General features: G+C 69.4%; 17 protein-coding genes and 1 pseudogene. 12 read left to right on the top strand and 6 right to left on the bottom strand.

Annotated elements, in window-relative coordinates; all coding sequences use genetic code 11:
- Positions 1-147: 147 nt before the first annotated feature.
- The 5 genes from ABZ876_RS17375 to ABZ876_RS17355 all read left to right on the top strand — a co-directional run bounded on the left by ABZ876_RS17375 (position 148) and on the right by ABZ876_RS17355 (position 7,941).
- Positions 148-987, top strand: a complete 840-nt coding sequence (locus ABZ876_RS17375; protein ID WP_361781108.1) for a hypothetical protein — start codon at positions 148-150, stop codon at positions 985-987.
- A gap of 106 nt (positions 988-1,093) precedes the next feature.
- Entirely contained in the window at positions 1,094-3,640 is a 2,547-nt protein-coding gene (locus ABZ876_RS17370; RefSeq protein ID WP_361781105.1) for a DUF262 domain-containing protein, read from the top strand.
- A gap of 42 nt (positions 3,641-3,682) precedes the next feature.
- Positions 3,683-4,282, top strand: a complete 600-nt coding sequence (locus ABZ876_RS17365) for a hypothetical protein (protein ID WP_361781102.1) — start codon at positions 3,683-3,685, stop codon at positions 4,280-4,282.
- A 40-nt stretch (positions 4,283-4,322) separates the two neighbouring features.
- On the top strand, positions 4,323-5,138 hold the full coding sequence (locus ABZ876_RS17360; protein WP_361781099.1) for a hypothetical protein: 816 nt from the start codon (positions 4,323-4,325) through the stop codon (positions 5,136-5,138).
- 127 nt (positions 5,139-5,265) lie between these two features.
- A complete protein-coding gene (locus ABZ876_RS17355; protein WP_361781096.1) occupies positions 5,266-7,941 on the top strand; it encodes an ADP-ribosylglycohydrolase family protein in 2,676 nt (891 codons plus the stop codon).
- Here the strand turns inward: ABZ876_RS17355 and ABZ876_RS17350 are convergent.
- Entirely contained in the window at positions 7,926-9,473 is a 1,548-nt protein-coding gene (locus ABZ876_RS17350) for a hypothetical protein (RefSeq protein WP_361781093.1), read from the bottom strand. The genes ABZ876_RS17355 and ABZ876_RS17350 overlap by 16 nt on opposite strands.
- 223 nt (positions 9,474-9,696) lie before the next feature.
- On the opposite strand from ABZ876_RS17350, the gene ABZ876_RS17345 reads away from it, so the two are divergent.
- Together ABZ876_RS17345 and ABZ876_RS17340 are read left to right on the top strand one after the other, a co-directional pair.
- Positions 9,697-10,065 carry a hypothetical protein gene (locus ABZ876_RS17345; RefSeq protein WP_361781090.1) on the top strand — a complete coding sequence of 123 codons (369 nt, stop codon included), beginning with the start codon at positions 9,697-9,699 and terminating at the stop codon, positions 10,063-10,065.
- Between the two features lie 214 nt (positions 10,066-10,279).
- Positions 10,280-10,924, top strand: a pseudogene (locus ABZ876_RS17340) (serine/threonine-protein kinase); the annotation flags it as partial.
- On the opposite strand, the gene ABZ876_RS17335 reads toward ABZ876_RS17340, so the two are convergent.
- Entirely contained in the window at positions 10,813-11,346 is a 534-nt protein-coding gene (locus ABZ876_RS17335) for a hypothetical protein (RefSeq protein WP_361781087.1), read from the bottom strand. The pseudogene ABZ876_RS17340 and the gene ABZ876_RS17335 sit on opposite strands and share 112 nt — an antisense overlap.
- 68 nt (positions 11,347-11,414) lie before the next feature.
- Between ABZ876_RS17335 and ABZ876_RS17330 the strand changes: the two genes are divergently transcribed.
- Both ABZ876_RS17330 and ABZ876_RS17325 read left to right on the top strand, forming a co-directional pair.
- A complete protein-coding gene (locus ABZ876_RS17330; RefSeq protein ID WP_361781084.1) occupies positions 11,415-12,191 on the top strand; it encodes a hypothetical protein in 777 nt (258 codons plus the stop codon).
- Positions 12,192-12,266: 75 nt separating this feature from the next.
- Positions 12,267-13,322: a MerR family transcriptional regulator gene (locus ABZ876_RS17325; RefSeq protein ID WP_361781081.1), complete on the top strand. Its 1,056-nt coding sequence runs from the start codon at positions 12,267-12,269 to the stop codon at positions 13,320-13,322.
- A gap of 60 nt (positions 13,323-13,382) precedes the next feature.
- On the opposite strand, the gene ABZ876_RS17320 is transcribed toward ABZ876_RS17325, so the two are convergent.
- A complete protein-coding gene (locus tag ABZ876_RS17320) occupies positions 13,383-13,712 on the bottom strand; it encodes a deoxyxylulose-5-phosphate synthase (RefSeq protein ID WP_361781078.1) in 330 nt (109 codons plus the stop codon).
- 57 nt (positions 13,713-13,769) lie between these two features.
- Complete coding sequence (locus ABZ876_RS17315; RefSeq protein WP_361781076.1) at positions 13,770-14,852, bottom strand: hypothetical protein; 1,083 nt, start codon at positions 14,850-14,852, stop codon at positions 13,770-13,772.
- A gap of 452 nt (positions 14,853-15,304) precedes the next feature.
- Here ABZ876_RS17315 and ABZ876_RS17310 point away from each other — a divergent pair, with 452 nt between their 5' ends.
- A complete protein-coding gene (locus ABZ876_RS17310; RefSeq protein WP_361781073.1) occupies positions 15,305-15,517 on the top strand; it encodes a hypothetical protein in 213 nt (70 codons plus the stop codon).
- 45 nt (positions 15,518-15,562) lie between these two features.
- Here the strand turns inward: ABZ876_RS17310 and ABZ876_RS17305 are convergent, their stop codons facing one another.
- Positions 15,563-16,021 (bottom strand): ATP-binding protein, encoded by a 459-nt coding sequence (locus tag ABZ876_RS17305; protein WP_361781070.1) that lies wholly within the window; start codon positions 16,019-16,021, stop codon positions 15,563-15,565.
- Between the two features lie 254 nt (positions 16,022-16,275).
- Between ABZ876_RS17305 and ABZ876_RS17300 the strand changes: the two genes are divergently transcribed.
- Both ABZ876_RS17300 and ABZ876_RS17295 read left to right on the top strand, forming a co-directional pair.
- Complete coding sequence (locus tag ABZ876_RS17300) at positions 16,276-17,097, top strand: helix-turn-helix transcriptional regulator (RefSeq protein WP_361781067.1); 822 nt, start codon at positions 16,276-16,278, stop codon at positions 17,095-17,097.
- Positions 17,094-17,300: a DUF397 domain-containing protein gene (locus tag ABZ876_RS17295; protein ID WP_361781064.1), complete on the top strand. Its 207-nt coding sequence runs from the start codon at positions 17,094-17,096 to the stop codon at positions 17,298-17,300. The genes ABZ876_RS17300 and ABZ876_RS17295 overlap by 4 nt, the downstream gene beginning before the upstream one ends.
- A gap of 84 nt (positions 17,301-17,384) precedes the next feature.
- On the opposite strand, the gene ABZ876_RS17290 is transcribed toward ABZ876_RS17295, so the two are convergent.
- Positions 17,385-21,680 (bottom strand): type IIL restriction-modification enzyme MmeI, encoded by a 4,296-nt coding sequence (locus ABZ876_RS17290; protein WP_361781061.1) that lies wholly within the window; start codon positions 21,678-21,680, stop codon positions 17,385-17,387.
- Between the last annotated feature and the right edge of the window lie 7 nt (positions 21,681-21,687).

Below are 21,687 nucleotides of genomic sequence, written 5' to 3'. Positions count from 1 at the left end.
CGATTTCAGCGCGCCCCGGCGTCACGATAGACCTCCACATCGACGATGGAAAGTCATTGACTGAGTTCACAGTTACACGGCAGGATTTCGAAGGCGTCGCCCGTGCGTTGGGCGTGACATAAGTTCCCGGAGGAGGGCAATCGCGCCATGGACATGCAAGTGGTCGACGTCTCGCCCCAGTTGGCGGCACAGTGGCTGACCCGCAACACCAACAACCGGCCGCTCAGCAAGGGCACGGTGCAACAACTGGCCGGCCAGATCCAGCGCGGCGAGTGGCAGTTGACTCACCAAGGCATCGCCTTTGACGAGGACGGTGTCCTGATCGATGGGCAGCACCGCCTGGCGGCCATAGCCAAGGCGGGAGTCACCGTGCAGCTGACCGTCGCGCGCGGCGTGCCGCGCACGGCGTTCACCGTGATGGACACAGGCCGCAAGCGCACCGGCCGCGACGCGCTCGCCCTCGCGGGTGAGGCCAACGCGACCCACCTGGCGGCCGCCCTGCGAGGACTGCACCTTTACCGGACCGCACCGAACTCCGCGTGGAGCGGCGGATCGTCGGTCACGAGCAACGACCAGCTCCTGGATGTGCTCGGCAAGCACCCCGGTGTCCGCGACGCCCTGCAGCACGGCATCGCCATGAACCGCGGATGCCGCATCACCGTCACGGCCACGACGATCGGCTGGTACGTCACCACCGAGGCCCGGCCCGACATCGACCAGTCCGCCTGGGAGGAGGGAGTCGTCACCGGCGCGCGTCTGGAGCCGGGCGACCCGCGTCTCACGCTGCGCAACACCATGCTCAACCTGGCCCTGGGCAACGCACACCGGCGCCGCGACGACTCACGTGAGCACCTGCTCTACTACCTCAAGGCGTGGAACGCGTGGGTGGAGGGCCGCAGCATCAAGCTGCTGCGCCGCTCCCCCAACGAGACCATGCCCCGCGTCTCCAGTCGCTCGGCCCTGACATCGGCGGACAACAGCGCCTGAACAGGCATAGATTCGGCGGACAGCCGCCCCTGGCGCGAGAAACACCGGGACATGGATAGGCCGGGCCTGTGGCACTCGGCAGGGGGACACATGGGAAAGGAGGCGCATGCGCGCCCAGGAGATCACCTTCCTCAAGCTCGTCCAAGGGGACAAGCAGTTCCAGGTCCCGCTCTACCAGCGCACGTACAGCTGGGGCAGGGAACAGCTCCAGCGGCTGTGGGAGGACGTCGGGGAGCTCGTCGAACAGCATCTGGCCGGTGAGGCGGCGGCGCCGCACTTCCTGGGTTCCGTGGTGCTCGCGCCGGGCCAGATCCAGGCGGGCGGGGTGCAGAGATGGCTGGTGGTGGACGGGCAGCAGCGGCTGACCACTCTGATGCTGGCCTTCACGGCGCTGCGTGACCATCTGAAGGAGACGGGTGACGCGCGCGGCGTGGACCGGGTGCACCGCCAGATACTGGTCAACGAGTTCCACGAGGGTGCGGACCACTACCGTCTGCTTCCCACGCAGGCGGACCGCGAGGCGTACACCGCCTGCGTCCAGTCCCGGGCCGAGGCCGGCGGCAGCGACAACGTCGGGGCCGCCTACCGGTTCTTCCGCGGCGCGCTCGCCGAGGGTCATGAGGCGGGCGACGAGCGGTGGACCGCCACGGTCGAGACGGCTCTCAAGGATCTGCTGTCCATCGTGGAGATCACCGCCGAGTCCGGTGACAACGTCTACCGGATCTTCGAGTCGATCAACAACACGGGTGTCGGGCTCAGCCAGAGCGACCTGCTGCGCAACTACGTCTTCATGCTGCTGCCCAAGCGAGGCGAACGGATCTACCAGGAGCTGTGGCTGCCCATGCAGCAGAGCCTGGGCCCGAAGAACCTCGAACTGCTGGTCTGGCTCGACCTGGTGGTGCGCGGCCACTACAAGACCAAGCAGAGCGAGATCTACCGGGAACAGCAGAAACGACTCCAGCCGCTGGCCGGCGACGAGGACGCGCTGCAGCGCGAGATCGAGCAGCTGGCCGAGCGCGCCGGGAGGTTCCTCCGCATCGTCGAGCCCGCCCGTGAGCAGTCCCCCGCCCTGCGCGCGGTCCTGGAGCGCCTGGCCTCCTGGGGTGGCCAGACGCACTACCCGCTCGCACTGCACCTGCTGGACCTGCTCGCGGCCGGCCGGACGACTCCGGACGACGCGGCGCAGGCGCTCGGCTACGTCGAGTCCTACCTGGTGCGGCGCCTGATCTGCCAGACGCCGACGACCGGCCTCAACCGCATCTTCATGGAGGCCCCGAAGGAGCTGGAGACCGACCGGCCCGCCGCCGAGGCGGTACGGCGGTTCCTCTCCGGCCGTCGCCGTCGCTGGCCGAGCGACGAGGAACTGCGCGAGGCGATCCGCACCAAGCCGTTCTACTGGAGCGGCCGTCCTCCGCAGCGCAGTTACATCCTTCGCCGTCTGGAGGAGAGCTACCGTCCCTCCGAGCCGGTGGACTTCGCCAAGGCGTCCCTCAGCGTGGAGCACGTCCTGCCGCAGCGACCCGCTCCGGCGTGGTTCGACCTCCTCTCCGAGGAGACGGAACCGAACCAGACTCCGCAGGAACTGCACGACCTGCTGGTGCACACCCTCGGCAACCTCACGCTGACCGGCGACAACGGCAAGCTGTCCAACCACCCCTTCGAGCGCAAGCAGCAGATCCTCGACTCCAGCGCCCTGCGCATGAACCTCGAGATCGCCTCGGCTCAGCGCTGGGGCAGGGCGGAGATCCTGGCGCGTGCCGACCGCCTGTCCGAGCGCGCGGTGGACCTGTGGCCCGGGCCGATCGGCGGGGTGAAGCCGGCCGGTGAGGAGTCCCCGGGCTGGGCCGAGCTGCGGGCCGCGCTGGTGGCGATGCCGAGCGGCACGTGGACCACGTACGGCGACGTCGCCGAGCTGATCGGCAGCCACCCGGTGGCCGTCGGAGCGTACCTGGGCGGCAACTCGACGGTGATCGGCGCCTACCGGGTGCTCACCTCGGAAGGCAAGATCTCCCCTTCCTTCCGCTGGGCGGACGGCGACGACCGGCAGCCGCCGCAGGAGCTGCTGACGAGCGAGGGCGTGCGCTTCGACACCTGGGGCCGGGCGCACCGCTCGCAACGCCTGACCGCGGCGGAGCTGGCGACGCTGCTGGGCAAGGACGTGACACAGCCCGCCGCGCACGATGCGCTCCCCGAGGGGGAGGACGCGGCGGCGGCCGAGCGCTTCCGCGCCCAGTTGCGGGAGCACTGGCCGGACGCGCACCCCGGTGTCATGGGGGCGCTCGACTTCTGGCGCCGGCAGGGCGGTTACGTCAACTATGGCCGTCATGACGAGACCAGTTGCTTCCCGATGCTGGACGCAGGGACGAGCCGCAGCCCCCATCTGCTCTGGCCGGTCGCGATCTACCCGGTGAGCGGCACGGTCGAGGTGGTCTTCCAGCACCTGAAGTCCCGCACGCCCTTCGACGACACCGAACAGCGCCGGGAACTGCTGAACCGCCTGAACAAGATCGACGGCGTCGACCTGCCCGAGGCGAAGCTGGAGCTGCGCCCGTCCTTCCCGGTGACGGTCTTCGCCGAGCACGGTGACGAGATCTGCGAGGTGCTGGACTGGTTCGTGGGGGTGGTGGCGCTGGATCTGGCGCGGCGGGACTGACTGTGGTCGGGCACACCGATAGGGGGATCATCCGTGCGGTTAATGAACGACCTTGCGCTGGCCCGCAACGACGGGGCGCGCGTGGAGAAGACAGGCACAACCTGTTCGGGCGTGCTCTCCCGGGCGAGCGCCATCGAATGGGAGCTGCGGCTGCCCGGACAGCCCGTGCTGACGGTGCATGACAACCACTGGGCGAACGGCGAGCGGGATGTCGTGCTCTACAAGCCCACCGTTGTCCCGGAGATGCCCGCAGCCCTCTCCAACCTGCACAACAGGCTACGCTCGGGGATCTACACCACCGAGAAGCGTGGGGAACTACGCATCATGGTGTTCCCCACCTATGTGGACAGGCAGGACAGGCCGCGGGTCAAGAAGTCGCTCACGACAGCGGATCTCGCCGACCAAGTGGGGCTGACCCGGCTCCGGGAGCTGACCGCCCGGGAGGGCGTCAGCCTGGGGCCCGCCTTCGACCGCCCGAACCTGCCTCTGGTGGACCTCGACGATCCGCAGCACGAGAAGCCACTGCAGCACGCCTTGTTCTTTCCCGCAGCAGACGACGAGACACCTGTGGTGGCCTTCACGTGCTTCAAGATCGTGCCCGTACTGCGGCACATCGACTGGCTGTCGCCGGACGACGACTGAGGGAGGGATGCCTGTGCCGGACGGAGCATGCAGGGGTACGGTGCATGGACTCAAGGGCCACACGGTCTGCTTCACGGGCCGGGTTCTCGTCGACGGCGTGTGGACGGTCAGAGCCACCTGCGCCAAGAGAGCCGGGCAGCGAGGTGCGGTCACCAAGACCGACTTCTCGCGGAAGGTCACCCTCGTGGTCTACGGCGATCTGGCCAGCAAGGTCGTGACCGATGACCGTCGCGCCTACAGCAGTACGCTCGTGGACGCCGAGGCCGAGCGCAGCCGGGGGCGGCATGTCTGTGTCGTGGACGCGGACGGCTTCTCCAAGTTACTCAAGGGACGTCCCGCGCCGTGCCTGGAGCTGAGAAAGGCGCGTGCCGGACGCGTACGTCCCGTCGCAGCCGATACGACCGAGGGCGGTGGCGTTCTCGGCGCCCCTCTGCGCGTACGGCGCACGGGCCGACGCCTGTCTGGTGATCTGGCGCTGGACCTCAGCACTCTCGACAAGGCGACGACCGCACACGAAGCGACAGTCGGTGCGCTCATCGCACACCTGTCGCGCCAGGGCGTCGAAGCACGTGCCCACGCTCCCGGCGCCCCCCAGTTCGACGCCGGATGGTCTCGCGGTGAAGAGGTGTTCGTCGCCGAGGTCAAGAGCCTGACCGGAGCACGTGAGGAACAGCAGATCCGCCTGGGCATCGGACAAGTCCTCGACTACGCACACCAATTGCGGAGCATGCACCCCAATACCGTTCTACATCCGGTTCTGGTCCTCGAGAGGCCCCCGTCCTTGGCCCGTTGGGCCGCACTGGCCGGAAGTGTCGGTCTGCGGCTCGCCTGGGCACCCGCCTTCGCCGGCCTCTGACCGGCCGAGAACCCCACTATCGTCTGGTTGACGATAAAGAGGTCAGTGTGCCAAGCTGACGCCCCATCAATCCCGATTCCCTTCTGCGCCTGCCGCGTGCCGCGTGCCGCCGACCGTATGGAGTCCCATGTCCAGCACACACATACCGAACCCCAGCCTGGACGCCCGGGGCACCGATCGTGCCGCCGGGGTGCTGCTCGGCGCGGCCGTGGGCGACGCACTCGGCGTGCCGTACGAGTTCCAGGCGACGCTGCGCGCAGACCAGCAGCCGCAGATGATCGGTGGCGGGCTGGGACCGTACGAGCCCGGCGAGTACTCCGACGACACCCAGATGCAGGCCTGCATCGCCGAGGTGGCGGCGACCGGCGCGGATCTGCGTAGCCCCCAGTCCCTCGACGCGATCGCCCGCAACTTCCAGCGCTGGCTGAGCGAGGGGGCCTCTGATGTCGGCTCCCAGACCAGAACCGTTCTGAACGCAGTCGCCGGAGGGTCCGAGAGACCTGGTGCGGCGATGGCGGAGGCCGCCCGTCGTTTCAGCGCCGGCAACGACCGCAGTGCCGGCAACGGCTCGCTGATGCGCACCGGGATCGTCGCCCTGGCCCACCTCGCTGATGCCGCGGCGATGGCCGAGGCTGCCGTCGCCGTCAGCGCGCTCACCCACCCGGACCCCGACTGCGCCGACGCCTGTGTGCTGTGGTGCTCGGGTATCCGCACCGCGGTGCTCGACGGGACGTTCGACGGCGTCCGCGCCGGCCTGGACCTCCTCCCCGCGGAGCGCCGGGGCGTGTGGGCGCAACGGCTGGACGAAGCGGAGGCCCACCCACCGCACCACTTCTCCCACAACGGCTGGGTGATCCATGCTCTGCAGGCCGCCTGGTCGGCCATCACCCGCACCGGGGTTCCCGAGCTGAACCCCGCCGAGGGAAGCTTCCCCGCGCAGCACCTACGTCTCGCCCTGGAAGCGGCGATCCGGGCCGGCACCGACACGGACACCGTCGCGGCGATCGCCGGCGCCCTCCTCGGCGCGCGCTGGGGCTGTTCCGCCGTCCCGCTGGAGTGGCAGCGGGACGTGCACGGCTGGCCCGGCCTCACCGGGGCCGACCTGGTCCGGCTGGCCGTGCTCACCGCCCGCGGCGGCAGTGACGACGCCGCTGGCTGGCCATCCGCCGCGCGCATGCCCGTCTCGTCCTCCACCCCCCACGGCTTCACCGTCGCCCACCCGCACGACGCCGGGGTGGTGCTGGGCAATCTGGCCCTGGCCCAGGGTACGGAGGCGGTCCCGGTTGACGCCGTGGTCTCTCTGTGCCGCATCGGCTCCGACCCGATCCTGGCCGGCGCCGACGTCGAGCACCTGCGCGTCTGGCTGGTGGACAGCCAGGGAGAGAACGCCAACCTCCACTACGTGCTGGACCAGGCCGCCCGTCAGGTGCTGCGACTGCGTCAGGAGGGCAAGCGGGTCCTGCTCCACTGCGTTGCCGGACAGAGCCGCACACCGGCCGTCGCCGCGCTCTACAGCCATCTGGCCACCGGCACCGATCCCAAGACCGCGCTGTCGGACTTGCGCGAGGTGCTGGTGCACGGCTGGCAGCTGTCGGCGCATCCCGAGCTGCACGACGCGGTGCTCGACCTGGCCGCGGGCAGCCGCTCCGGCGGTGGCTCTGCGCGGATCCGGGAGGAGGACCGGACCACCGGCCACGAGGGGATGGAGGGCACGGTCGGAGAGCGGAAGTGGGCCAGGGAATTCCTGAAGGAGAAGAACGCGATGTCCCGAGTGCGCGGGTTGCTGCTCGGTCTGGCTCTGGGGGACACGCTGGGCGCCGCTCGGGGCAAGTTGCCGGCCGACGGCACGCTGCGGGCAGGAGTTAGCACCCAGCTGGCCTGCTTCACCACCGAGGGCGTGATCCGTGCCTTCGTGCGCGGCAAGCACAAGGGGATATGCGCTCCGAAGGGAGTGGTGTGGCACGCCTACTGCCGGTGGGCGGCCTTGCAGGGGCTGCAGGCGAAGCGGTGGTCCTGGCCCGACGACAAGCCCGACGGCTGGCTCGCCCAGGTTCCCGTGCTGGCCGAGCGGCGCGGTTCGGCACCGGCGACGGTGGCCGCCCTGGCCAAGACGGAGCACGGCATGGTGGAGAGGCCCACGGCCAGCCGCGGCTGCCACGCCCTCACCCGTACCCTGCCTGTCGCTGTGGCCGTCGCCGGTACCGACCGGGCGTACTGGGCAGGACAGGCCCGCCAGTTCGCCACCCTCACCCACGGCGACCCGGTCGCGCACTCCGCGGCGGCCCACGCTGCCGTGCTGGCCAGCTACTGCCTGACCTCGGCCGGCGAGCGACCGCAGGTGCGGCAGGCGTTGAGGGACGGCGTCCGCGCCCTCACCCGCACCGACGCCCTGACCGACAGTGAACTCGAGCAGCTCGAAGCGGCACTCTCGCAGGCAGACGATCACCCCGCGGACCCTGGACGGCTCGCGCGGCTCGCACCGGACGCCACGGCGCCCTCGGCACTGCTCGGCGGCCTGTATGTCGCCGCTTCCTTCCCCGACCGAGCCGAGGTGAGCGCCGCGCTGCGCTTCGCCGCCGGGGCGCCGGACGGCGACTCGGTCGCCTGCGTGGCCGGGGCGCTGCTCGGAGCGCTGCATGGCGCGGAGGCGCTGCCCGTCGAGCTGATCAGCCGCCACGAACTGGCCTGGGTCCTCGACACCCTTGCCCGCGACCTCGTCGCCCAGCTCGCCGACTCCCCCAGCGGCGGCGAGTACACCGCCGGCTGGGACCCGCACTGGTGGGACCGCTATCCCGGGTGGTGACCAGCGGCAGCGGTCCCGTCGGCGGCCCTCTGGCCGTCAGATGGCAGGAGAGCGGCAGCCGCGGTGCGCAGCAGGCGGACGAGTTCGGGTGTGTCGGCCGCGGGGTCGTGCGCGTACAGGAGGTTGCTGGCGAGCATGGCGCGTTCCGCGGTCGTGCCCTGCTGGAAGTCCGCCGAGACGGCCAGCCGGGCCGCCCAGGCCGGAACGGCGGCCTTCCACTGCTCCCGCTGCCGCTCGATGAGGAGTTCGGTCCGCCTGGCCCGCGCCTTGGTGAGGGCGCGCCGGATGTAGACGGACTGCACGGGGCAGTCGGGGCCGAACATGCTGCGGGCGAGGTCCGCGCCCCGACCGTCCTGGGCTGAGGGCGTCCGAGCCGCCAGGTACTGCTCGTCGTTCAGCAGGGCCTCGCGCAGCTGCTTTCCCCACCGCTTGAGGTGGGGAAAGGAAGCCCGCTCTTCCCGCACGGCCCTGATGTCCTGCTCCCACGCCTTCAGTCGGCGGTCCAGTTCCTCCGCCCAGTCGGCCTGGACCAGGTAACGATGCACCTCTTCGCCAGAGCGGAACACCGCTGTGAAGCCGCTCAGTTGATGATCGCGCCGCGCCGCTTCCGTCCGCGCACGCTTCAGACCGCGCAGACCGGGATGCCTCAGGTCGCGTGCTCCGTCGAGGCGCCTGGCCCAGCCGCCGTGATACCGCTCGATCACGACGTGGTTGGGCTGTTGGGCAGCTGCCTCCTGCAGGAACGTTTCGAGGTCGTTCCAGTCGACGATCGAGGTGCGAGCACCTTCCGGGGCCGGGTCCGGAAGGCTTGGGCAGGGTGCCGCGATGACGTCGACGCCGGGCCGGTCGCGGCCTGCACGAACAGCCGCCGGATCGTCCAGCAGACCGTGCAGCCCCGCGAGCAGCAGTTCGAGCTTCTCCGCCACCGACCGCTGGTCCTCGAGCCATTCCAGGGCGCGATCGCTGGCCTGCACCTGGACGCTGAAGCTGCCGTCCCTGCCGTGGAAGTCGGATCCCGGGATGCATCCGTAGGCGGCGAGTGCTTCGGTGGCCGCCTTGATGACGCAGGCGTCCCGGGACTCCGGAGAACCGGCCACAGCCGCCACGGGCAGGGAGAAGGTCAGAGTGTCCACGTAGGTGGCGTTGCCCGGCAGCCCCAGATCGTCATACAACTCGATGGTGTACTCACCCGGGCCGACACAGCCGATGTAGGCGCTCACCCAGCCGTAGACGCGACAGCCGCCGTCGCCCTCGTCTTCGTCACCTTCGCCATCCCCATCGCCCACAGGACCCTCCACGGAGTCCATCGCCCAGGCCTTCCATGCCTCGTCCGGATCGCCACCTGCGGCCTCCAGACAGCCGTTGGGGTCAGCCAGACCGTGATGGAGGGCAGCGGAGGCGAAGGGGACGGCGTCACGGGCATTGGTTCCGACGATGTCCGGGTCGATGCCCGCACGAACCAGAGTGTCGGCGTCTTCGAGACTGCACCCCAACTCGAGGAATCTCACTCTGGCGGCGTCGTTCCCACCCATGCCCAAGCCCTCCCACTCTGCTGACGCCGACGACCTGCTCGATCGCCGGATGACCGGGTAGCCCACCCCCATGAGGCAACCGTTGTCAAAGGCCATCAGTATGGGCTGTCGTGCGCTAAGTTCACAACGATTTGCCACCTGAATCGACGCTCAGGCTGTCCATCGGTGCGCGGGAGGCATAGGCTCGCCCAGCAGCACATGGCCCACGGGGAGGGGACCGCCCATGCGGAAGGGCAGCCATGAATACGAACAGGCGCTGGACGCTCTGGTCGGGATTCTGCGGGACCGAGCGCGTCAGGGGGCGGAACCCTTGCAGTACGGCCAGTTGAGCAATGAACTTCAGCGGCTCGGCCATCCGGTGCCGGCCCACGAGGGGCCGATGCCTCACCTGTTGGAAGACGCCTCCGCTCGCGAGAACCCGGACGGTTCATTGCCCATGCTGTCGGCGCTGGTGGTGCTGCAGGAGACGCGCATACCGTCCGGCGGCTTCTTCAAACTGGCCCGGCGTGCTCCGTACCGACGCAGCGGCGACGAAGTGGAGCTCTGGGTCAACGAGTTGAAGGCTCTCGCGGCGCATCACGCCGCCCGTTGACTCCTCACCGCATCAGCACACAGTGCTCGCCGCGACTCCGGACCCCCATTTTCTCTGACCATCAGTCCGTCCGCTGGCCCGCTGGGCAGACCAACAGTTCAAGGAAGTGCGCGTGAGCGAGAACGGCTCCGGCGGAAGAGTGCAGCCCGCCCGCCCCGGCGATCCCACCCGCATAGGCCCGTACCGCATCGTCGGCCGTCTCGGCGCCGGAGGCATGGGCACCGTCCACGCCGGAGTCACCTCCGAAGGACTGCGGGTGGCGGTCAAGGTGGTCCACCCCGAGCATGCCCAGGATTCCGAGTTCCGGGCCCGGTTCAGGCGCGAGGTGGAACTGTCCTCCCGGGTCACCGGGCCGCACCTCGTCCCGCTGCTCGCCGCCGATCCGGACGCGCAGACGCCGTGGCTGGCCACCGCCTACGTGCCGGGACCGACGCTGAACCAGCATGTGAGCGCGCGCGGGCCCCTCGACGAGGGAAGCCTGTACGCCTTCGCCGCCGCCACGGCACAGGCACTGGCCGCCATCCACGCCGCGGGGGTGGTGCACCGCGACGTGAAGCCGCAGAACGTCCTCCTCACGCCCTCCGGGCCCCAAGTGCTGGACTTCGGCATCGCCCACGCCGCCGACGGCACCAGCGTCACCCGGACCGGGGTGATGACCGGCACCCCCGGCTGGATCAGCCCAGAGCAGTACCGTCAGGGCACCGCGGGTCCGGCGGGCGACGTGTTCGCCTGGGGAGCGCTCGTGGCCTACGCGGCCACCGGGCGGCTGCCGTTCGGGGCGGGCGCACCCGACGTGGTGGCCTTCCGCGTGATGTCGGGTGAGGCGGATCTGGACGGCGTCCCCACCGCCCTGCGCGGGGTCGTGGAGAAGGCGCTGTCCAAGGAACCCGCTGATCGCCCGTCGGCCGCCGAAGCCGCCTGTGAGTGCGCCGTCCGGCTGGCCTCCGAGGCGACCCAGGTGGGGGGCGCTGGCTCGGGACCGGCGACGGCCGTGGACATGGTCGCGGCTGCATGGGACGTGCCGGCCGGGGACGATCCGTCATGGCACCTGACCGCGGACCGGAAGCGGCCGAAGAAGCGGCTGGTCGGCGGCCTGCTCCTCGCGGCGGGCGTCATCGGTGGCCTGGCCGGAGGGGTGGCGGCGCTGCTGCCGGGGGACACGGGGACCGACACGCACACGTCGTCGGCGGCGTCCTCGGCCTCGTCGTCGTCGTCGGCCGGATCCGCGCAACCGTCCACGAAGACGGTGAAGAGCGGCGCGGCGGCGAAGCAGCGGGCCACGAGCGGCGACGAGGCGACCGCGCAGCTGGGGCCAGGCGCGAGCGGCTCAGGGCGCGGGCGAGCACGACGTGGCGCGCGCGGTCCTGCACGACGAAGGTGTCGTCGCCCAGGAGCTGAGCGACGGCGCCGACTTCTCCCCGGAGACCGTGCGGTTCCACGAGTCGCGCCGGGAGGTCTACCTCTCGTACACGCTCAGCTCCGACGAGCAGGGCGCGATGTACGCGGAGACGGAGATCGCCAGGAACATGTGCCTGACGGCGCGGGATGTCGTACTGCGTCTGCACCCGGACCTCCCGTACCGCCGGTACGTGATGGTGAAGGAGGAGCCGGGCCAGGATCCCGAGGTCACCTGGCAGGACGACTTCGTCACCAACTCCAAGTGCCAGGTGGCGGCCGACGACGGCAGCGTGCAGGACTCGGACGGCAACGCGCAGGACTGGGCACCGGACGAGGACGGCCTCGGTCAGGCGATGATCCCCAGCACCGACGGCGACGAGATCCGGGTCGCGGACCACCTCGCCCGGAGGCTCATTCAGCGGAGCAACTCCATGCGCCAGGTCCTCGGTACCGATCGGGTGCTGGGCAACGCGGAGATCAAAGTGGGCTTCGACCCGGCCAACTCGGTGATGTACGTCTGGTCCGACTACGCACCGTGGAACCAGGGGAAGGCCGAGTCATGGGCGGCCATGGCCGCCGGCGAGGCGTGCCGGGCTCTCGTGGCCCAACGGGAAGTCGCGGGTGACGCATGGCCGTACGCGCGCTACGCCGTGGCGCAGATCGGCGGCAACCACTACCTGATGATGCGTTGGGGCAACGCCACCACCCGGGCAGCCTGCCCTGCCTGAGCGGTACGCCGGAGCTGAGGCGGGGTTGACCCTCGACCTTGTCGAGGGCCCAGAGTTCCGGGTGTGGAGAGCGAGATGCGCAGCATCGGGGAAATGGCCCGAGACAGCGGACTGAGCGTGAGTGCGCTCCGGTTCTACGACCGGGCCGGTGTACTGGTTCCCGCCTGGGTGGACCCGGTCAGCGGCTACCGCTGGTACCAGCCCGAGCAGGTGGAGGAGGCCCGCTTGCTGGTCCGTCTGCGCCGGGCGGGCATGCCCCTGGCCGACATCCGGCTCGTCCTGGCCGGCTGGTCCGGCTCGGACGGCGATCTCGTGCGAGGTCTGCTCCAGGCACACCTGCGCCGTCTCGAACGAGGGCTGTCCGACGCCCGCGGTGAGTTCTCCACGCTCCGAGCCCTACTCGACCACAGGGAGAATCCCATGACGTCGCTCCGCACCACCACCGCCCGGCCGTCCCTCTCCGCACCGGCGCTGGCCGCCGCGCTGGACGCGGTCCGTTTCGCCGCCAGTACCGACACCGAGTTGCCGACGCTCGGCGGGGTCCTGTTCGACATCGAGGGGGAAGAACTCCGCCTCGTGGCCACCGACCGCTACCGGATGGCTGTCGCATCCCGGACGCAGGTCGTCGTGCCCCTTCCGCTCGCCGACGCGATGCGGGCGCTGCTGACCGGTGAGGAACCCGTCCAGCTCACGGTGGACGGTGACCGCGTGACGCTGGAGGCAGGGGATCGCCAGGCGGCCGGCCAGAGCCTGGGACACGAGTTCCCCGACTACCGCCGCCTCACCGGTCTCCCGGCCGGCCGCCGGGCGCACGTCGACACGGCGGCCTTCCGCCAGGCGCTGGAGACCGGTCCGGTCCGCGCCGGCGAGACCCGCGAGCAGGACCACACGACCCAGGACCTCAGTGTGCTCAGGGTGACGGAGAGCGGAACCGTGATCGTGTGCGACGACGGTGACGACGACCAGGGCAACGTCGCCGTCAACCGCGATTTCCTGCTGCACGCGCTCGCGGCCGGGGCGCGGGAGGAGCTGGTCCTGGAGCTGGGCGCTCCCACGGCGCCCCTCGCCGTCCGCCGGCCCGACGACGAGGGGACGTTCTCGATCCTGATGCCGGTCCGCCTGGAGAACTGACCTCCGCACGGGCCGGGTCCGTCCTCGGTCACGTACGCCCGCCTCAGCCCCGTGCCGGCGTCAGGGCACCTCGCGCCGTACGAGTGCCTCGGCGAAGGGCTCGCCGCTGCGCCGGGCGTACGTCATCCGTTCGCGGACCTCGCTCAGGGTGCGAGGGCGGTACCCGGGCCCGCCGCAGCAGCTGTTGTGGAAACGGACGCCGGCGTGCAGCAGTACGGACAGCGTCCGCCAGGCCGCGGTGTCCCGGCGGCGGGGTGGGGCGAACGCGGAGCCGACGTGGATCAGCGGCCGGGCGCAGCGGGGGCAGGTCCGCTGCCTGTCCCGGTCGTAGGGCTGCTTGTAGGAGGCCCGGCAGGGCAGGCAGACGTAGGAGGTCTTGGCGTGGGCCATGGCGCCAGGGTAGGCGGCACGCGTGGCGGAGTCCTCGGGATTTCCGGGCCGCGACCGTCAGCAGATCAGGTCGCCCGACGCGCCGGGTTCGTGGGCGCCCGTGGAGAGCGAGATCTGCTTGACCTCGCCGGTGTAGTCGCCGACGGCTCCGTCCTGGATCTGTCCGTCGGAGTAGTAGAGGGCGGACGCCCAGGGCTCCGGATCCTCCTCCAGTCCGTCCGTCAGTTTTTCCATCGTCGCGGTACGGAAGTTGGTGCTCAGGCAGCCGCCTTCCATGTACGACCAGTCGGCGTTGGTGCCCTCCTCCGGCTCCGTCGCCTCCGCGTCGGAGGGGAGCAGGGCGAGCGTGGCCTTCCGTGCCCGGTCCTCGTCGACGGGGGACGAGAAGACGATGTCCACGTTGATGAGGTGTTTCTTCCAGGCAGTGGCAGGCGGGACGGTGGCGCAGACGACCTCGTCCTTCGCCAGGCGGTAGGCCACGGGGTCGCCGGCGGGCATTCCCGTCTGCGCCGCACACGCCTTGGACCACGAGACACGTGGGTAGCGGTGGTCCCACCAGCTCACTGGAGAAGCGAGTCCCCGGCCGCCGCGGTCGTCCTCGGTCGGTCCGTCGAGGGTCTGGTCGGGAAGCGGCGCCTCCTTGAACGGCGTCACGTGCGGGCAGAACTCCGTCCGCAGGAAGTCGGCCATCGCGGCGGCCTGCTCCTCGGTCCCGCCGTTCGCCTCGTCCGAGTACTGGATGCCCTCCCACGTCCGGTGACCGACGGCCACGTTGCGGCAGGCGTCGACCTGGAGGACCGCGAGCCGCCGGCGGTCCTCCAGGCTGGTCTCGACGCCCTCCCCGAGGCCGTAGTTGTTGGCGTCGCCCACCTCGCCGAGCCGGTTGACCAAGTCGTCGTCGACACCTGCGGCGGTCAGGACGTCCTCGATCGAGTTGTCGCCCTCGGCCGTCGTCTCCTCCGGTGCGGGGTCCGAGTCCGACTCGCTGTCGGACGGGGTCGGCTGATTCCCGGTCACGTCCTCCGTAGCGGTGGTGGAGGACTCCCCGGCAGCGGGTTCGTCGTCACTCCCGCAGCCTCCGACGGCAAGCACGGCGGCGACAAGGAGTGCGGTGCCGGCGGCACGTCGGTATCGCGACATGGGGTGACTCCGTACGGGGGCGCGGTTGGTGAGCGAAGTGGCAGAGCTTGTCGTGGTGCGGGCGGTCCGGCAACTCGTCGCCTTAACCGCCGCATCGGCTCTGCCGTCCGAGCCGGTCACGGGTCCCCCGGGCCACGCGCGCCTGCCGGGAGGCAGGCAACGGTTGATCGAAAACAGTATGCGATCCATGTACTCAGTTCACAAGAGGCGAGCGTTCCACTTCGGGCGTTCGATCCCGGCCGAATGGACGGCGGCCATAGGCTCGGCGGTCTCGGACCACGAGGCCGGGAGGGGCACATGCAGAAGGGCACGTTCGAGTACGAGCAGGCGCTGGACGCCGTGATCGAGATCCTGCGTGCGCGAGCACGGCAGGGGGCGGCGCCCATTCCGTACGGTGACCTGAGCAGGGAGTGGCTCGGCTCGGTCATCACGTCCCCGCCCACGAGGGCCCCATGCCCTACCTCCTGGAGGACGCCTCGGTCCGGGAGAGCCCCGATGGAGCACTGCCCCTGTTGTCGGCGCTCGTGGTGTTGCAGTACAGCGGCCAGCCGTCCGGCGGCTTCTTCAAACTGGCCCGGCGCGCACCGTACAAGCGGGCGGGCGACGACACGTTGCTGTGGGTCCGGGAGATCGAGAAGCTGGCGGAGCACTACGGCGGACGCTGACGGTCTTGCTCATCGGGGTTGCGGCGGCTTTCGCAGGCGGGTGGGTCACGATCCCGTGGTGTGGAGCGGCACTTCCGCCCAGATGGTCTTCGTGTACGCGTCGCGGGCCCCGCATCCCCAGCGGTCCGCGTAGGCCTGGACGAGGAGCAGTCCGCGGCCCGATGTCTCGTCGGCGGACTGTGGTGTCACGGGCGTCGGCAGGCGCTCGGGCCGGGTGTCCGTGACCTCGATGCGGAGGGCCCGGGGCAGGTGGAGCAGCGTCAGACGGAAGTCGCGGCCGGGGAGGCTGCCGTGGCGGATCGCGTTGGAGGCGAGTTCGGCCGTGACGAGGGCGACGCTTTGCGCGGGGTCGGAGTCGTACGGGAGGCCGGTCCACTCGGTGAACTGCTGGACGGCGAGTTGGCGGGCCAGGCGGGCGCCGCGCCTGGTGCTGCTGAAGCGCAGGGTCAGGTGGTGGGTGGCGGCGTCGGACCGTGTCTCGTCGGTGATGCGGTGCTGTGTCACGTCGGCAGCGTGGAGGGGCGAGCGGGCTGGTGACCAGGGGGTACGGCCGTACGTCGAGGGCGTCGTACGGAGGGCTCGGGGCGGAGTGGTGGTTGTTGTACGGGGCTTGTACGGCCGTTGTACGGGCACCGGGCCGTGTCCCAGTTTCTTCGGCCCGCGTTGTGCATGGCCCCGGTGGTGTGGGCGGGGTCTGCTTCGGGACGGAGGGGCGTGGGATCGTGGCGACGGTACGGGATGCGCGGAACAGGCGGACGGTGAAGGCGAAGGAGGAGGGGCCCGACCTGCCGGGCGTGTGGGCGGCCTATGGGGTGTTGCTGCAACACCTCCGCAGGCGCGCCGGGTTGAACCAGCAGCAGCTCGGGGACGCGATCGGATACTCGCTGGAGCAGGTGGCCTCGGTCGAGCAGGGGCGGCGGCCGGCGAAAGCGGCGTTCACGGTGGCGGCGGAGCGGGTGCTGGAGGCCGGTGGGGTGTTGGAGGTGCTCCAGGATGAGGTGGACCGGGCTAAGTTGCCTCGGTTCTTCCGGAACTTCGCGGTGATCGAAGCGGAGGTGGTAAGCCGCTTCTCGTACGATCCGCTGCTGGTGCCGGGGCTGTTGCAGACGGAGGCGTATGCGCGGGCGGTGTTCGCCGGACACTGTCCGCCGCTGAGCGAGGAGATCATCGACCAGCACACGGAGGGGCGGCTGAGTCGACAGAAGCTGCTGGCGCGGGTGCCGCTCGCTGAGTTGTCGTTCATCATCGGTGAGGAGGCCCTGCGAAATCCGGTCGGCGACAGGGAGGTCATGCCCGGGCAGTGGCAGCGTCTGCTGGAAGTCGGTGCGTTGCGCAATGTCGAGGTGCAGGTCATGCCTGTAGGGCCCGGCTTCCACTCTGGTTTGAACGGGCCGTTCGTGGTGCTGGAGACCAAAGAGCATCGGCACCTCGGATACATCGAATCTCAGGAAGTCGGGTGCGTCGTCCAAGATCCCGCAGAGGTCAGCGCCTTCGGCTTGCGGTATGGCAAGCTGCGATCGCAGGCTCTGAACGCTGTCGAGTCTGCACGGCTCATCGAACGGCTGGTGGGAGAGACGTGAGCGTGGAGCAGGTATCCGAGAACGTGAACGAGCTGCGCTGGTTCAAGAGCAGCTACAGCGGGTCGGGCGGCGGCGACTGCGTGGAGGTGGCCGCCGGTATGGACGCCGTGTACGTGCGAGACTCCAAGGCCGTTGGTGGCGGGCCGGTGCTGCGGGTTGGTCGGGACAAGTGGGCGGCGTTCGTTGCGCTCGCGGTGGAGTAGAGCCGAGCAAGCTCCTGACCGGAACAACGGGCTCGCTCGCGGCACTCGGAGTGCCGCGAGCGAGCCCGTTGTCATTCCGCCGGCTCAGAACAGGGCGCCCTCAGCGCCCTCCCCGAAATCCGAACCACCTCGGGCGGCCAGCTCTTCCTTGCGCTTCCGGACGGCCTCGGGAGACGGCGGGGGCAAGTCGGGATGCTTCTCCCTTGCCTTTTCATCCGTCACTCCCTTGTGCCGACGGAGGTGAACCTCATCGGCGTAAGCCTGGTGGTTCAGTTGGCGGAGGCGGTCAATGATCTCGGTTCGGGCGAGAAGGCCGATGGTGTAACGAATGCCCTGGTCGGTCTCATGGAAGCCGTGGTCGAGCGGGAACGTCTCGTGGGTCGGGTCGGCAGGTGGGGTCTGCCCAGAGTCGTCCAGGAGGTCATGCCAGCCGTACGCCTCGACGGTAGCCCGGTCGATCTCCTCGTGGATGCGGCGGAGTCCGAGGATACCCTCGTCCTGACAGCTTGGGTCGTGAACAAGGTTGTAGACAGCAGTCAGGCCCACATCACGCGCGAGCATCAAGTCACGACGAGCACTTTCAAGAAGAACGCCAGCCTCACGCATACGACGCGTGAATTCGGGGCGGTAGAGCGTATCAAAGACGGCAGAAGGAGCATAGTTAAGATCCGCCTTCATTGTGGAGCTATTACCGATTGCCCACCAATAATGAGCAGCACTACTAAGGAATGCCAGCATCGCACGATCATTGCTCGCAAATACACAGAGCTTATGAGACAGAACCTGCTTGGCCGGAACGACGAGCGGCATAACCACTTTACTTACCAAAGTGAGCGCAATTACTTCTCTCAAACCTGCACAAGCCTTCATCATAACAGGGGCGCGGCCAGCATATTGCCACCACTTTTCCCGACGAGATGCCATCTTATTCTTCTCACGTTCGGGACGCACCATCCGCTCCACCTGCTCGAAGCATGATGGGTAGGATTTGGCCACATCGAGCGACCAGTCGTGGAAATTGATCACCCATCGACTCGCCGACCCATCGGGCCTCGAGTTCAGATCCTCCCCATTCAAGTAGGGGAACAGGATATGAGCATTCCGCTCATCCTGCCTGATCAATTCCGCAGCTTTCTCCGGGGTTAGAGTGAATCCCATACCTAGCACCAGCATGCCTTGAAACGCGATTTCCCTATTAGAGGACAGCCGTTCGCTCCAAGACTCAATCCTCGAAGCAGGACTCAACGAACTTGTGATACGGCGGACACTCATACCGGAAAGAATCACCGGCACGCCGAGGGAAACAGGAGCCCGACTCATCCATACCGCGCAATACTCAAGGACAGCCGATCTCGAGGGCCACGGGGCACTTTTGATGGCGCGACGGATCATATTTCCGGCAACCAAAAGCGGACTTAGAGCCACTTCTCGGGAATCCCCTTGAGCCAAAGTATTCGTGGCCACAACGCCAAACTGTCCGTACTTGTTCATCAACGCACTCAAACGCAACACAAAGTAGGCGGACAAGTCAGCCGTACCACGAACGCCCTTGACGCCGTTACCAAGATCATTCACTAGATGATCACGATACGCTTCGCCGTATGCGGTCTTGAGTTTGAGGCCGCCCAAGAAGGGAGGATTTCCAATGATCGCATCAAACCCACCCCTCCGAGTAAATACCTCCGGAAACACCAACGGCCAATGCACAGGCCGCCGCTCCAGCGCCCCCTCCGGCAGTTCCGCCCCCAGCCACTCCTGCGCCCGAGCCCGCGCCTCCCCTACCACCTCGGAGTCGTCCTCGACCCCGTCCTCCATGATCCGCTGGACGATCCACGCCGCCTGCGGGAACAGATCCCGGACCCGCTCCCCACCGTCCTCCGCGTACCAAGGCACCCGCCCCGAAGCGCACGTAGCAATCGCCGCCCCCGCGATCAGGTCGCCCACCAGACGCAGCCGCCGCGAGTGCCGGTTGACCTCCTCCAGGCGCTCCCGCTTCCTCTGGAGCGCCGGCAGGTCGACGCCCTTGATCGCCGTGATGGCCAGGCGCTCCCGGGTCAGCTGGTCCACCAACTGCCGTGCCTGCTCGGCCAGGATGTCGGCCTGCTGCTCCGGCTTCATGTGGACGCCCTGGATCTGCTCCATGCTGTGCACGCCCAGCAGCGAGTCGCCGCACGCCAGCCGGTCGTCCAGGAACGTGAAGGGCCGCTCCGGGTCCATCGACACCAGCCACAGCGACAGCTTGGCCATCTCCACCGCCATGGGGTTGATGTCCACCCCGTACAGACAGTGCTCGATGATCTGGCGCCGCGCCTCGACGACCACCGGGTCCTGTTCCGCGTCGGCCGCCGTCACGGCCTCCACCGCGCGCCCGGCCCGGTAGACCATCGCGTCCGCGCGGCCCTCGTTCTCCCAGGCCTCTATCAGCCGGTCACCGAGGTAGCGGCAGGCCGCCACCAGGAACGCCGCCGAACCCATCGCTATGTCGGCAACCTTCAGGTCGAGGATCTGGTCCGCCGACTTCAGGCGCCACTCCGCCGTGTCCGCCGTCTGGAGCGGGCCCGGCTCGTACACCAGTGGCTCCAGCGCGTGCAGCACGACCTCCTCCGCCAGGAAGCGGGGCGTGTAGTGCGTGCCGGTGTTCTTACGGAGCGAGGACTCGGTGACGTACAGGGCGCCGTTCGGGATGACCGTCGGCAGGCCCCGCAGGTCGTCGCGGAGGATGCCGGCGAACGGCAGCAGGCGCTCCGTCAGCGCCGGGTCCTTCGTCACGGCGTTCAGGCGGCGTCGCGTCTCCGCCGCGGCCTCGGCCCCCACCGGGGCGAGCTTCTTCTCCAGCTGTCCCGCCGTCGCGGGCGGCTTCGGGTCCTTCCACTTCTCGTGGATGGACTTCGCAAGCGTCTTCAGCGAGCCGCCCGCCTTCGCCGCTAGCAACTCCAGCTCCCGCAGCGGGACTTCGTGCTCCAGGCCCTCGGGGCCGATCAGCCCCACCATGTGCTCGGTCGCGCGGCGGCCGTCGTACGACAGCAGGCCCTCGTAGACGTAGCCGATCTGCTCGACGTCCAGCGCGCGGAAGCTGAGCGTGCGGACCTCGCGGTCCTTGCCCTTGCCGACGCGGACCTCCTGCACCGCCTGGAGCATGTGCAGGACCGTGCGGTCGTCTATCGGGAGGAGCGGGGTGGTGCGCTCCAGCCAGGGGTAGGCGTCGGGGTCGAAGATCGAGCCGTCGTAGGCCGGGAGGTGGAGGTCGGAGCCCGGGTGGTCCACTCCCCCGTGGACGGCGTGGAACAGGGCTATCAGACGGTGCCAGGCCGACCTGGTGTGCTCCAGCGACGCCTCGCCCTCTTCGTCGGCGCGCGCCTTCAACTCGTCGCGGAGGAAGCGTGCGGAGTACGACCGCGCGTAAACCTCGTTGTCCGCCGGCAGCAGGCCGCGCTCCTCGGCGAAGAGCAGGAACACTATGCGCATCATCACGGCGACCGAGGCGCGGTACACCTCACCGGCGCTGACCCCCGACGCGTGCAGGCCGGGGCCGCCGTCCTCCATGGCCCGTACGTCCGCGCGGCCGATGGCGTCCACCAGCAGCTCCACCGCCTGGCGGACCTGGACGCCCAGCGCCTCGGTGACGTCCTCGCCCGCCGCCAGGCTCTCCTTGAGCAGGCCCACCAGCGTCTCGGGCTCGTCGTACTCGAAGAAGCGGCGGCGGCGCAGCAGCGAGACGAAGGCGCGGACGACGTTGCGCTCCGCCGCCTCGTTCCAGCCGATCGCGTCGAAGACGGCCGTCGTCGTGACGCCGCCGAGCGGGGCCCACACCAGGCACCACCAGCGGCCGTCGGTCACCAGGCCCAGCGGCACGCCGTGGTGGCGCAACAACCGGGCCAGGCGGTCGGCCGGGGCGGCAGCCCAGTCGCCGCCTCCGCCCGCCCGCGCGGTGGGCGCGGTGCCCGCCGGGACCGTCAGGCCGAGCAGACGTACCCGCTTCGCGGCGGCCTCGGTGCTGGGCTCGGTCGCCAGGTCGGTGCCCGGGTCGACGAGGGCGAAGTCGGGGCGGACCTCGGTGTTGTGCTCGGCGACGCGCAGGGTGAGGCGGTCCAGGCCGTGGTGCTCCGACTCCCCCACGCGGAGCGTCAGGGCGTCGTTCCAGCCGAGCAGGCGGCTCAGGATGTACGCCACCCACTCGTCGCGGCCCGCGGTCGTGTCCGTCTGCCAGTCGGCGTGGCGGGCGCGCAGCCGGGCCCGTTCGTCCTTCTCCAGGGCGTCGAGCTGGGGCCAGGCGCGCAGCAGGACGGGCATGGTGAGGAAGGGGCCGGAGACCTCGGTGAGGTCCAGCCACTCCTGGTGCTGGCGGCGGCCGTCGGCGGCCTGGGCCTTGGCTGCGGCCATTCCGGAG

The sequence above is a fragment of the Streptomyces sp. NPDC046931 genome (assembly GCF_040644655.1).
In the GTDB taxonomy this organism is placed as follows: Bacteria; Actinomycetota; Actinomycetes; order Streptomycetales; family Streptomycetaceae; genus Streptomyces.
This window is presented reverse-complemented; position numbering and strand designations above follow the sequence as displayed.

Coding starts and splice junctions, on each gene's coding strand:
- ABZ876_RS17370 (WP_361781105.1), top strand. CDS start 1,094: ATGCGCGCCCAGGAGATCACCTTCCTCAAGCTCGTCCAAGGGGACAAG.
- ABZ876_RS17350 (WP_361781093.1), bottom strand. CDS start 9,473: ATGGGTGGGAACGACGCCGCCAGAGTGAGATTCCTCGAGTTGGGGTGC.
- ABZ876_RS17355 (WP_361781096.1), top strand. CDS start 5,266: ATGTCCAGCACACACATACCGAACCCCAGCCTGGACGCCCGGGGCACC.
- ABZ876_RS17310 (WP_361781073.1), top strand. CDS start 15,305: ATGCCCTACCTCCTGGAGGACGCCTCGGTCCGGGAGAGCCCCGATGGA.
- ABZ876_RS17375 (WP_361781108.1), top strand. CDS start 148: ATGGACATGCAAGTGGTCGACGTCTCGCCCCAGTTGGCGGCACAGTGG.
- ABZ876_RS17345 (WP_361781090.1), top strand. CDS start 9,697: ATGCGGAAGGGCAGCCATGAATACGAACAGGCGCTGGACGCTCTGGTC.
- ABZ876_RS17290 (WP_361781061.1), bottom strand. CDS start 21,680: ATGGCCGCAGCCAAGGCCCAGGCCGCCGACGGCCGCCGCCAGCACCAG.
- ABZ876_RS17325 (WP_361781081.1), top strand. CDS start 12,267: ATGCGCAGCATCGGGGAAATGGCCCGAGACAGCGGACTGAGCGTGAGT.
- ABZ876_RS17315 (WP_361781076.1), bottom strand. CDS start 14,852: ATGTCGCGATACCGACGTGCCGCCGGCACCGCACTCCTTGTCGCCGCC.
- ABZ876_RS17320 (WP_361781078.1), bottom strand. CDS start 13,712: ATGGCCCACGCCAAGACCTCCTACGTCTGCCTGCCCTGCCGGGCCTCC.
- ABZ876_RS17365 (WP_361781102.1), top strand. CDS start 3,683: ATGAACGACCTTGCGCTGGCCCGCAACGACGGGGCGCGCGTGGAGAAG.